9 protein-coding genes are annotated in these 12819 nt (G+C 56.3%); all 9 read left to right on the top strand.

Annotation, left to right across the window (positions count from 1 at the left end):
• Positions 1-48: 48 nt before the first annotated feature.
• The 9 genes from ACFQUU_RS20190 (at position 49) to ACFQUU_RS20150 (ending at position 12739) form a co-directional block, all read left to right on the top strand.
• Positions 49-822, top strand: a complete 774-nt coding sequence (locus ACFQUU_RS20190; RefSeq protein ID WP_382249917.1) for a GntR family transcriptional regulator — start codon at positions 49-51, stop codon at positions 820-822.
• Entirely contained in the window at positions 819-1631 is an 813-nt protein-coding gene (locus tag ACFQUU_RS20185; protein WP_382249916.1) for an ABC transporter permease, read from the top strand. Before ACFQUU_RS20190 ends, ACFQUU_RS20185 begins: the two co-directional genes overlap by 4 nt.
• 22 nt (positions 1632-1653) lie before the next feature.
• Entirely contained in the window at positions 1654-2463 is an 810-nt protein-coding gene (locus tag ACFQUU_RS20180; protein ID WP_382249915.1) for an ABC transporter ATP-binding protein, read from the top strand.
• Between the two features lie 24 nt (positions 2464-2487).
• Positions 2488-3480, top strand: coding sequence for an ABC transporter substrate-binding protein (locus tag ACFQUU_RS20175; RefSeq protein ID WP_382249914.1), 993 nt, complete (start codon positions 2488-2490; stop codon positions 3478-3480).
• Positions 3477-5147 (top strand): GMC family oxidoreductase, encoded by a 1671-nt coding sequence (locus ACFQUU_RS20170; RefSeq protein ID WP_382249913.1) that lies wholly within the window; start codon positions 3477-3479, stop codon positions 5145-5147. Before ACFQUU_RS20175 ends, ACFQUU_RS20170 begins: the two co-directional genes overlap by 4 nt.
• Positions 5148-5321: 174 nt before the next feature.
• Complete coding sequence (locus ACFQUU_RS20165; protein WP_382249912.1) at positions 5322-6470, top strand: mandelate racemase/muconate lactonizing enzyme family protein; 1149 nt, start codon at positions 5322-5324, stop codon at positions 6468-6470.
• A 658-nt stretch (positions 6471-7128) separates the two neighbouring features.
• On the top strand, positions 7129-9267 hold the full coding sequence (locus ACFQUU_RS20160) for an HDOD domain-containing protein (RefSeq protein WP_382249911.1): 2139 nt from the start codon (positions 7129-7131) through the stop codon (positions 9265-9267).
• On the top strand, positions 9264-11474 hold the full coding sequence (locus ACFQUU_RS20155) for an EAL domain-containing protein (RefSeq protein ID WP_382249910.1): 2211 nt from the start codon (positions 9264-9266) through the stop codon (positions 11472-11474). The genes ACFQUU_RS20160 and ACFQUU_RS20155 overlap by 4 nt, the downstream gene beginning before the upstream one ends.
• Positions 11471-12739, top strand: a complete 1269-nt coding sequence (locus ACFQUU_RS20150) for a tetratricopeptide repeat protein (protein WP_382249909.1) — start codon at positions 11471-11473, stop codon at positions 12737-12739. Before ACFQUU_RS20155 ends, ACFQUU_RS20150 begins: the two co-directional genes overlap by 4 nt.
• Positions 12740-12819: the final 80 nt, after the last annotated feature.

Raw genomic sequence — 12819 nt, 5'->3', positions numbered from 1 at the left:
TAAAAAATTCACCTTGTTTTATCCTAAAGTGCTTATTAATATGACTTTATGCACAAAATCCAGTCTGTTTTTAGTAACAGTCGCATGCCGCTTTATCTGCAGGTAGAAGCGCTTATGCGTCAGAAGATTCAAAACCAGCAGTGGCGGGTTGGCGAACAGATACCGACTTTGGATGAGCTTGAAGAAGAATACAAGGTGTCACGCATTACCTTGCGCGCCTCGCTGAACCGGTTGGAAGAGCAGGGAATCATCCGTCGAACCCGCGGGTTAGGAACCTTTGTCGTCAAGGATTTATCAGGCGAGCGGTGGTTCAAGCTGCCCAATAACTTCGACGACCTGGTGTCCACTGTTGCAGATCTCAAAATCCGCCTTTTACATTTGGACCCGGAAGAGCATGCGATAGTCCCGGCGTTCAATTTTGGAAAAGTGGCAAAGGCTTACCATCGGATGCGACGGGTGCACTATCACCAAGATGTGCCGTACTGCCTGATCGACATCTACCTTGAGAAAAAAACTTATGCGCAGGACCCTGATGGTTTTAGCAGCGCGACGGTTATTCCTGCGCTTGCCGCAATGGAGAATGTCGAGATTACTGCGGGCAGGCAGATCATGCGCGTGACGATTTCCGACGAAGAAACGGCAGGGCATCTCAATATCGGCATCGGTGACCCAGTCGCTGATGTCTGTCGTGGATTATTGAATCAGGACGGGCTGCTGGTTTACTACGCACGCATCCAGTATCCGGCAAAGCTGATCGAAATCGAAACCGATCTGTTCCCACCGAAAAAAGCAGTGCGCAAGAGGATACGGGAGCAGCAATGAGTACTCAACTTACGGAGCCGAGCGTGGCAAAGGAAAGCAATCGTAAAAGCTATCTTGCGGATATCAGCTTGGCTATCGTGCCATTTGTTTGCCTGATCGGGTTCTGGTTCATGCTACGCGCGACCGGCCTGATCAATCCGACCTTGCTGCCATCGCCGGCCGCTGTTCTTGACGTGTTCTGGCACTCGGTCACCGAAGGCGACCTGCTTGTTAATATCGTAGCCTCGGTCAAGCGAGTGATATTCGGCCTCTTGCTGGGCATGCTGTTCGCAGTCCCCGTCGGTTTTCTGATTGGCTGGTATAAACCGGTCCGGCGGTTCGTCGACCCGCTGATCAACTTTTTTCGTGCGCTACCGCCGATTGCGCTCATTCCCCTGGTTATCGTCTACCTGGGGATTGGCGAAGTGGCAAAGATTGCCATTCTGTTCTACGCATCGTTCTTTGCAGCCGTCATTGTCATGTATGAAGGCATGACCCAGATTAGTCCGGTCTATATCCGTGTTGCCAAGACCCTTGGCGCGACCGACATGGAGATTTTCTTGAAAGTGATGCTGCCAATGACGGTGCCCCACATGCTCACCGCGTTGCGGGTAGCACTTGGCGTGGCATGGGCAACGCTCGTTGCATCTGAATTGGTGGCTGCACAACAGGGCTTAGGTGCAATGATACAGAACGCGTCCTCGTTCTTTGATTTGGGAACGATCTACCTCGGAATCATTTGTATTGGTACGCTTGCACTGATGATGGATCTGATCATCCGCAAGGTGTCTGAGCGGCTTGTGTCGTGGCAGGACAAAGTCGAGAACTAGCGCAGATAACAAGGACTTCTACATGGAACAGAAAACGGAACGTATCCGTTTTGCGAACGTCTCGATGCGGTACCCGACACGAGACGGCACGTTGGACGTGGTGCAGGACATGTCGTTCGGTATCAATCAAGGCGACTTTATTTCCCTGGTTGGGCCGTCCGGTTGCGGCAAGACGACGCTGCTCAACATGGCTGCCGGTTTCATCAAGCCAACGGCTGGCAGCGTCACGCTCGATGGCCAGCCTATCAGTGGACCCGGACCTGATCGGGGTGTCATGTTTCAGGAGTATGGCGTCTTTCCGTGGCTGACAGTCGAACAAAACATCGCCTTCGGGCTGAACCTGAGCCGCAATAACACACTGAGCGCCGCTGAGAAACGGGACACAATCGAGCGTTACCTGGAGCTGATGGGACTAGCCCATTTTCGGCATGCTTATCCCAAGACGCTATCTGGAGGCATGCGTCAGCGCCTGGCGCTGGCTCGTACCTACGCCGTCCATCCGGAATTCGTACTGATGGACGAACCCTTCGGGGCGCTTGATGCTCAGACGCGTAGCGCCATGCATGACCTCTTGCTGGAGGTTCTGCATGCGGAAGGCAAGACCGTACTCTTGATAACCCATTCCGTAGAGGAAGCAGTCTATCTGTCGAACAAGGTACTTGTCATTTCAGCGCGTCCATCCCGTATCCGTGAGGTGGTGGACATACCATTTGCCTACCCGCGTCATCGGTCCTTACAAGAGACGCAGGAGTTCAACCATATTCGAGCACGCATCCATGCCTCTGTCATGCGTGAATACGAAGCACAGCAAGCACAGGCCAAAGCAGCCTGACCATCCAGACAACAGGAGAAGAACATGGAACGTCGCACATTTCTACAACTCGCATCTGCCGCTGCGCTCACCACCATCCAGCCCCAGCTAGCACAGGCGCAAAATACCAAGCTCAAGATCGGTTATCTGCACACTCTCGCGGTAGATGGGCAGATATGGCTCGCGGAGTCGATGGGGCTGTGGAAGAAGGAAGGGCTGGAGCCTGAATTCATTCGCTTTCAGACCGGACTGGAACTGTTCCAGGCAATGAGCGGCGGCAGCATTGATGTGCTCTCGACCGGTGCCGTCCTGTCAAATTTTCCGGCACGCGGACAAGGCAAGGTCTTCCTAATCAATGATATTGAGTTTGCGACTGCACAGCTCTGGGTCCATCCTGATATGGGTATCAACAAGATTTCGGATCTGGCCGGCAAAAAGATTTCAACGACCACAGGTACGACCGCCCATGTATTTCTCGACAATGCATTGCGTGCCAATGGCGTAGACCCCAAGGGCGTGGAGATGGTCAACCAGCGTATGCCAGACGCGGTGACCGCCTTTATCTCAAAGGCGGTTCCCGCAGTTGCATTATGGGTGCCGTTCAATATTCAGGTACGTAATCGGGTACCGACCGCCAAGATGCTCACGGATGCTTCCGCTTATTATCCAAAGACGGCGATCGTTGGCGGTTGGGCAGCCCGCAATGATTACTATGAAAAAAACAAGGATGTCCTGGCGAAGATCGTACGTGTATGGGCACAGGCCAATGATGCAATGGTAAAGAACCCGGACCAGTCGATAGACACCTTGCAGAAGAGCTATTACAGGGAGGTGCCGCTGGAAGACTTGAAAGAACAGCTGAAAGCCCAGAAGATGTTTACGTCGGCCGAGTGGACGAAGATGTACACCGACGGCACTGTGACTAAATGGCTGCAGCAAGTGACCGATTTCTTCACCGACTTTGCCAAGATCCCTAACGCGACGCCTGCATCGCAATACTTTGATCCCAAGATTTATCTGGGCGTTGTTAAATCATGAAACCGGAGCTGACCGGAAGCGGGCGCTCCTACGATTACATCATCGTAGGAGCGGGCTCAGCCGGTTGCGTGCTTGCCAATCGCTTAACGGCTGACCCGGACGTGCGCGTGTTGTTGCTTGAGGCTGGAAAGGAAAACACCAATTTCTGGCTGCATCTGCCTGTCGGGTATTTCAAGACAATCTACGATGAGCGGTTTTCGAGACTGTTTGATACGGAGCCATGCGAGGGCGCCGGGAATCGCAATATTATCTGGCCTCGTGGCAAGGTAATCGGGGGGTCGAGTTCGATCAACGGATTAATCTATATCCGTGGACAGCATCAGGACTACGATGACTGGGCGAAAAAGGGGGCAACAGGGTGGGATTACCGTTCCGTGCTTCCTTTCTTCAAACGCTCCGAGGGATACACCGGCGGCGAAAGTGAATACCATGGTGCCAGCGGCGAGCTTGGGGTATCCGATCTGCGCAATGATCATCCGTACTGCCAGGCTTGGCTTGAGGCCGGTCAACAGTACGGCCTGCCGTTCAACCCGGATTTCAATGGTGCTACCGAGTACGGCGTCGGAGCTTACCAGCTCACCTTAAAGAATGGTTGGCGCTCAAGTTCAGCCGTGGCTTTTCTCAAGCCGGTTCGTCAACGGCCCAACCTAACCGTCATTACCGAAGCATATACCCATAGGGTGCTGTTTGATGGCGCGGTCGCGACGGGGGTGGAATGGCGGCATAAAGGTGTAGTCCATCAGACCAAGGCGGAACGTGAGGTCATACTTAGTGCAGGCGCAATTCAGTCACCGCAAATCCTGCAGCTTTCGGGGATTGGCCCGGCCGAATTGCTACGCCAGCATGGGATCGCTGTTGTAGTAGATGCCCCTGAAGTGGGAGAGAATCTGAAAGACCACTATCAGGCGCGTACGATCGTCCGGTTGAAGAAAAAAATGTCGCTCAATAATGACGTGCGAAATCCATTCCGGCTAGCTTCAATGGGGATGGAATGGCTGTTCAGGCAATCCGGTCCCCTGACCGTCGGCGCGGGACAGGTAGGCGGTTTTGGCAAGACCGAGTACGCGCAGGATAATCGCGCGGACATGCAGTTCAACGTGATGCCATTGTCCGTAGACAAGCCCGGGACGCCCTTGCATGACTATCCAGGCTTCACTGCGTCGGCCTGCCAATGCCGTCCTCTTTCCAAGGGGAAGATACAGATCCGATCGGCTGATCCACTTGTTGCGCCGCGTATCGAGACGAACTATCTGAATGCAGAATTGGACCGCAAGGTACTGACGGCCGGCGTGCAAATGCTGCGCGATATTTACCGCCAGCCGGCATTTCGCGATCTTGTCGCAGAAGAGGTCTTGCCAGGAACCAGGCGCACCACGCCTGAGGATTTACTGGAGTTTGCGCGTACCGCTGGCGGCACGGTGTTTCATCCAGTCGGTACCTGTCGGATGGGCAGTGATCCGCGCGCGGTGGTTGATCCTCAACTGCGTGTACGTGGCGTCGACAGACTGCGGGTGATTGATGCTTCAGTCATGCCTGACATGATTTCGGCCAATACCAATGCAGCATCGATCATGATCGGCGAGAAGGGGGCCGATATCATGCTGCGGGAACGGCAGTCTCTCGTTAATGATGTCTCTGGAACGCTGATGCCGGTCGACCAGGTATAACGAAATCATGACTATGAAAACTCTACCTGCCTACCTTTGTTCTGCCGGTGGCCTTAGTTCTCTCATCTCCACCCCGGTTTGCACTACGAAGACGTAGAGTGAGTCCGATTTTATGATCTGGGCGGCTCCAGAAAAATTTCTGTATTCATGCTGTTTATATAAAGATAAACCAAGATGCGTCCACTTCCCGCGTTTCCATCTATCCGTTTGACTACCGTTGAAGCAATCGTCCTGCGCGTGCCTATTGACGAGCCCGTGCAGACGTCCTTTGGTGTCATGTATGACCGTCCGGCGGTATTAGTACGCCTGGAGGACGATCAGGGCGCGGTAGGTTGGGGGGAAATCTGGTGCAATTTCCCCAGTGTTGGGGCCGAACATCGCGCGCGCCTGCTGGAGTCTTGCGTTGCACCTATCCTATTGCAGCAGGCTTGGTCACATCCCACTCAGGCATTCGAAGAGTTAAGCCGACGGCTGCGCATCCTTGCCATCCAATGTGGTGAGCCAGGCCCTTTAGCTCAGGCAATCAGCGGTGCTGACATCGCTTTATGGGATCTGGTCGGAAAACGCCTCGGCCAGCCGCTCTGGCAACTGTTTGGTGGAGCCTCACGGGTGCGGACTTATGCATCAGGGCTTAGTCCGACTGCCCCGGAGTTAATGGCAGCTGCGAAGCATGATGAAGGCTACCGTGCATTCAAGCTGAAGGTTGGGTTCGGCGCTGAGCGCGATCTACACAACTTGCGTACTTTGCGCGATCTGTTCGGTTCTGGCACAAGCTTGATGGTTGATGCAAACCAGGCTTGGACACCAGACCAGGCACGGGAGATGAGTCAACGGTTTGCAGAATTCAATCCAGTGTGGCTGGAAGAGCCTATCGCCGCTGATTATCCAATAGAGGTGTGGCAGCAACTGGCCAAATCCACGCCCCTGCCGCTAGCGGCAGGCGAGAACCTGAGAGGTGCCAGGGAATTCTCAGATGCGATTCGATCCGGTGCCTTGTCGGTGATTCAGCCGGACCTTGGTAAATGGGGTGGATTTAGTGGTTGTCTGGAGGTGGGACAGCACGCTATTGACTCGGGAATAATGTTCTGTCCACATTGGTTGGGAGGCGGGGTGGGGCTCCTGGCATCAATGCACCTGCGAGGCGCGTTTGGCGATCGTGACTATGTGGAAGTCGATTCCAATCCAAACCCCCTGCGGGAATTGTTGTTGCCGCCTGGGCTGAAGGTGGTTGAAGGTATGGTGACATTGCCGGATAGTCCAGGCCTGGGGCTGAGCCTGGATATGAATGCAGTAGGCGAGTTCAGACGGCCGCATGCATACTGATTCTTTTCACTGAGGAGCAGGGCGTAACTTTCGGATTGATAGTGCTATCTGCCCAATTGGCTGCGCATCCGTTTTACCATGGCGACTTAAGCTTACCTGTATGCAAATAGGTCATAACTTAGACTATGTTCAATTAATGCCACTAAAGCGCCAGCGTTAACTGATCGAAGGCGGCTTCTCCTTGGTAACTTCGTTGCGTGTATTCGTAGATCGTCGCGGACTCGACGCATCCCACGGCTCGGTGGTTTAACCATTGCGTTATTTTCCTAAGCAAGGTCCGGATTGTCAGGCGTGAGTGTCCCGAGTTGTCGACTAATACCAATTCCAAGTCATAACGTGACAAATGAGTTCGATGGATTTTTTCGACTGGAAAGGCGCAGGAGGAATCCATAGCGGGCTATGGATGACGAGTGCAACGCAGCCAGACGGCTCGGCGCCCCCGGAAAAAGACGCGATCTCATGTCATGGAATGACTTGGGATTGGTATAAGCATGACTCCTCATCACATTGTTACTACATTTGCAGCCTGGAAACAATATTGATGTTATGATAAATCGCATCCTGATGTGCTTTCTCAAGATGCAGGCCTAGATCCTTGATTTGAAAGCTGCATCCGCGTTGTCAATTTTTCATCATGCGTACAAATTAAGCGCAAACTATGGAGACTCCGGTTCTCGACATCCAGCGTCGCCTGATGGCTGCCAGCCTGCCTGCGTTACCGCAGGTGCTCGTGCAGCTGGTCAGCCATTGCGAATCCGAGGAAGGCGGAATGGCAACGCTTGCCGAACTGCTTTCCAAGGATGCCGCACTCGCCACCAAAGTGCTGCGCGTTGCGGCCAGTCCCGTCTATCGCCGCGGTCCTATGCCGGCGAATCTTGAGCAGGCACTAACGGCTATCGGCATTGACATGGTGCGTACCCTGCTCATTACTGAATCGGTCTATCAGACCTTCAACGGCTTTACGGCCACACGCGGCGTTGACCTTCGGCCCTTTTGGGCGCACGCAATCGCTACCGCCATCTCTGCGCGTGCCATCGCCGACAAGCTTGGCTATGCTCAAGTCGAGGAAGCCTATCTCGCCGGCCTGCTCCATGATATCGGCCGGCTGGCGCTGGTCACGGTCGCGCCGGACGAGTATGCCGCCAATTTTTATGCGGAAGACGACGATGCGCTGTGTGCGACGGAAGAACGCACGCTAGAAATTACACACCCTGAGGCAGGTGCACTGCTCATTGAAGGTTTGTCACTGGACTCGTTTCTCGCCGACAGCGTTCGGTATCACCACGAACCGCTGGAACGGTTACAGACGGCGCATCCATTGGTGCGCCTGACCGCCCTTGCGGATGCCTTCGCTACGCACGCCGGCACAGCGGATGGAATTCCGCCCGAGGTGGCACGCATGGCCGGCTTTTCACAGCAGGAGGCGCAGGAACACGAACAGGCGCTTGCGGAGCAGATTGCGCATCTGGCAGCCTCGCTGGGCATCGAAATGCCAAAGGAGATGCGTCCCGCATTGCGGGCCCCGCGCCTCGGCCCATCGGAAGCATCGATTATCGGCGGCGACCAGCTCAACGAAAAGGTGCGAGATCTCATTCTCGTGTCGAAAACGGCGGAGGAGCTCCGCAAGTTCCACAACGCCGACGCATGCACCCGCGCCATCGTGAAGTCGGCAGTTGTCCTGTTCGGCTTCTCCGACGCAATCGTGTTGTCGGCATCGGCCGGCAGTAACGTCCTCACACCAGCTGCATTGGAAGACGGCCGTATGCGCCTGTCCGCATTGTCACTGCCGCTGGACGAAGGTAACATCGCCGGCATGGCGGCGCTGCATGGCAAGGCGACCTTCCATATTCCCCCACGGGTAGCATCGGTGGTCGAGGATCAGCTGCTCCGTTTTTTCAAGACGGATGCGCTCGTTGCGCTGCGCCTTTCGTCCCCGGCGGACGAGCCTGTGGTCCTGCTCGGCGCAATGGGCGCCGGGCCGGCGCTGCTCTTGCGCAGTCGCCAGCACCTGCTAGGCGACTTTGGCCGTCAGTCCGGTGCCATCCTAGGTCAAACGGTGCTGAATAACGAAAAAGCCGACGTTCCGCATGCAGACCTCACCAGTGAGTTCCAGCTTGCTGCGCGGCGTGTTGCGCATGAAGTTAACAACCCGCTGTCGATTATCAAAAACTATCTCACGTTGTTGGATCGCAAGGCCGACAGCAGGCAATCGATCGGCGACGATTTATCGGTTGTGGCTGAGGAGGTTGACCGGGTGGCGCAAATCGTCAACGACTTCGCCCAGGAGCATCAGGCGCGGCCGGATGACAGTGCCGACGTCAATGGCGCACTCGCGCACGCCGCCCGCATGTTTGCCGAGAGCGGTTCGTTGCATCCGGAGGTACGCATTGCGCATCACGCCTCACGCAAACCGGTCCGCGCCGCCATCGACTCGCGTGTCCTCAACCAGATCCTGATCAACCTGGTGAAGAATGCCAATGAAGCGATGGCCAACGGCGGACGTATCGATCTGCGCAACGCCGGACTGGTACCGCGTGACGGTCGGCTTTGGGTCGCCGTCAGCGTAATCGACACCGGACCCGGGATTCCGGACACATTGATGTCTCGGCTGTTCTCGCCGATAACCAGTGCAAAAGACGGCCCCAACCGTGGGCTCGGCCTGTCCATTGTGCACGACATGGTGACCAAGGCAGGAGGGCAGATCAGCTGCCGCAGCAGCAATGCCGGCACGGTGTTCGACATTCTCCTGCGCCCTGCGCCCTTTCATGCTCAGCCCGAAACCGGAGAAGATGGATGAACATACACAAAGCACCGATCTTCGTTCCCGATTTCACCGGCGGGAATGACACGACGATTATCGCACCCGTCGCACCGCGCTTGCTGCTGGTCGACGATGAGCCGCGCCTCCTGTCCAGTCTGGCCGCGCTGCTTGACGGCAAGGGCTATGAACTGACCACTGTCGGCGGCGGGCACGAGGCAATCACCATGCTCGCACGCCTGCATTTCGACCTCGTGCTGCTTGACCTGCGCATGCCCGGGGTGAGCGGTCACGACGTCATGGACTTTATCAATGAGCGCGGTATTGACACAGATGTCATCGTGCTGAGCGGGGACAGCGGAATCGAGGCGGCGATCGGGGCGATCAACCGCCGCGCTTATGGCTACCTGCGCAAACCTTATCGGCATGATGAACTGCTCAGTCTTGTCGGCAACGCACTTGAGCGCCGCCAACTGGCTGCGGAAAACCGCGACTTCGCCTGGCGGCTCGAATGCTCGGAAAAGCTCTACCGCTTCCTCATCGACAGCTCTCCCGACATCATCTATACCCTCGATCCCGAGGGCCGCTTTACGTATATCAACCGCCGTGTGACAGAACTACTCGGATTCGACCGCAATGAATTGATCGGCGCTTCATATACCGCCATTGTGCATGACGACGACCTCGAGCGGGCACGTTACGTTTTCAACGAACGTCGGGTCGGGGAGCGTGCCACGCGCAACGTTGAGCTGCGGCTGAAATGCGCAGACCCGATGAAGGCACGTACTTTCGAAACATCGCTGCGCACCATCTCGTTCAACTCCATCGGCATGTACCTGAACAACGGTAAACACGGCACGGTCGAGTACACCGGCACTTATGGCATTGCGCGCGATGTCACCGAAAAGCGGCGCACCGAAGAGGTCATCGCTTACCAGGCTTATCACGACATCCTCACGGACCTCCCCAATCGGGCGCTGTTCCGAGACCGGCTGGAGCTGGCTCTCGTGCAGGCCCGGCGCAAGGACGAAGAGCTTGGTCTCATGTTCGTCGATCTCGATCGCTTCAAAACCGTGAACGATTCGCTCGGCCATCTGAAGGGGGACGAGCTCCTGCGGCAAGTCGCCGCGCGCCTGAAGAGTTGCATTCGAAAGGGCGATACCTTGGCGCGCATCGGTGGCGACGAGTTCGTGGTGCTCATGCCGGAATTGCGTGAACGATCGTCTGCCTCCGTCATTGCGCAAAAATTCCTGCAGGTGCTGGCAGAGCCGTTCATTCTCGATGACACGACGCTCCATATCTCCGCCAGTATCGGCATCGCGGTGTTTCCCGAGGACGGTGACAAGATCGACGACCTGATTCGCCACGCGGACATGGCGATGTATAAAGTGAAAGGAGAAGGAAAGAACGGGTTTAGCTTCTACGACCGTTCACAGCTCGACGCCGCGCATGACAAGGTCCTGCTGGAGCAGGACCTGCGACGCGGCTTCAAGGCGGGCGAACTCGAAATGTATTACCAGCCGCAGATTGATGCCAGGACCGGCGCGGTGGTCGGTGCCGAGGCCCTCATGCGCTGGAATCATCCGCGGCGCGGAGTGCTTGCCGCAGGCGAATTCCTGCCGCTTGCTGAGGAAGTCGGCTTGATGGTTCCATTCAGCGACTGGATGGTGGACAGCGTGTGCCGTGATCTCCGACGCCTGCGCGATGACGGCAAGGAGGCCGTCCGAGTGTCGATCAACTTGTCGCCGATTTGCCTCATGCGGGACAACTTCTTGCGGACATTGACGAACGCGTTCGAAGCGTATCGCGTACCGGCGACGCAACTGGAAGTCGAGATCACCGAAAATATTTGCATCCGCGATCCTGAAACCGCCATCAAGCATCTGAAAAAGCTGAGCGACTTCGGTGTGCGCATCGCGATCGATGATTTCGGCACCGGCTATTCGTCGTTGGCCTATCTGCAACGCTTTCCTGTCAATACGCTCAAGATCGACCAGGCCTTCATCCGCGAGATTGGTCATGATGACGGTCACTTTCCCGTTGTACTCGCCATCATTGCCATTGCGCGAGGTCTAAACCTCGACCTGATTGCGGAGGGCGTGGAATCGGAGTTGCAAGCGCGGTATCTCGAACAGGCCGGATGCAGAATTATGCAGGGCTACTTGTACCATAAGCCGCTTCGGCTGGAACGGTTCAGTGAACTGCTTCATGTCCAGGCCCCCACACGCAGGCTAGGAGCCGGATGATGGAAGCGGCGGCGACAGCTGACCGGGTCGAGGCTTCGGCGCAGAGCGGCACGCCGGAAGCGCAGTTTGCACTCGCGCTCATGTACCTAATAGGACGCGGCGTGCCGCGCGACGAGCAACAGGGGGTCGCATGGCTGGAGAAAGCTGCCGCACAGGGTCATGCGGAGGCGCAGTTCCATCTCGGGGGGCGCCATGCGAGCGGCCAGGGCATTCTGGGTAATAAACAGGACATCGACAAGGCAATTGTCTGGTACCGCAAGTCTGCAGATCAAGGACACGCCAAGGCGCAATACAATCTTGGCCTGCTTCTGTATGGTCGGAAAGGCACGAACGCAGCAGAGAAACTAGAGGCCATTGACTGGTTTGAGAAAGCGGCGAGCTCCGGCCACGCCGGCGCACAGAACAACCTCGGCCTGATCTACGCGAATGGCGTCGAGACATCCCGCGACTACCGCAAGGCGATCGATCTGTTTGCCCGAGCCGCGGCGCAGGGCGACGCCGCCGGGCAAAACAACCTTGGCATCCTGTACAGCAACGGTAAAGGTGTGCCGCAGAATCATATGCAAGCCGCCGGTTGGTACGCGAAGGCAGCGGCACTCGGTCACGCCGCCGCGCAGTACAACCTAGCGAACCTGTATGAAACAGGCAAAGGCGTCGGCCAGAACATGGACGTCGCAACCAAGTGGTATCGCAAGGCCGCCGAACAAGGCCACCTGAAGGCCCAGCTTAGCTTGGCGCAAATTCTGGCCCGAGGCAGCCATCTGCCGGAGGACATGGCTGAAGCCATTTCCTGGTACCGCAAGGCAGCCGAGCGAGGCCATGCGGAAGCCCAATTGCAATTGGCGAAGATCCTGGACGCGGGTGAAGGCGTCGAACGGAACACCCGGGAAGCGCTGCACTTTTACCAGCTCGCCGCTCACCAGCATATTGTGGAAGCCCAGTTCCGCCTCGGGGTGTTCTACGACTGCGGCGTTGATGTCGATAAGAACGACGAAATGGCCTTGCACTGGTACGGCAAGGCAGCCGAGCACGGCGTCGCGCGCGCGCAATACAACCTCGGACTGATGCTTGCCTATGGACAGGGAGCGCCGGCCGATTTAGGGAAAGCCTGGCAATGGCTGTACCTCGCCGAAGCGACCGGACTGCAGCGAGCGGCCCGTCATCGCCGCGCCATCGAAACACGTATTTCAGCACAGGAGCTTGCTGCAGCAAAAAGTGCGGTTGCCGACTGGATGCCTCAGCAAAAAAGGCGTTTTGATCGCTGAGTAGAAAATAGCAATAGAGACGAATGCTTCGCATCACGGCATCAAAATTTCAGGAAAAGCGGTTAAGCTTGGCCCTGGAA

Source organism: Herbaspirillum sp. GCM10030257 (genome assembly GCF_042666555.1).
Taxonomy (GTDB): Bacteria; Pseudomonadota; Gammaproteobacteria; order Burkholderiales; family Burkholderiaceae_D; genus Noviherbaspirillum.
Note: the sequence above shows the minus strand (reverse complement) of the source record. Positions and strands in the feature narration are given on the sequence as shown.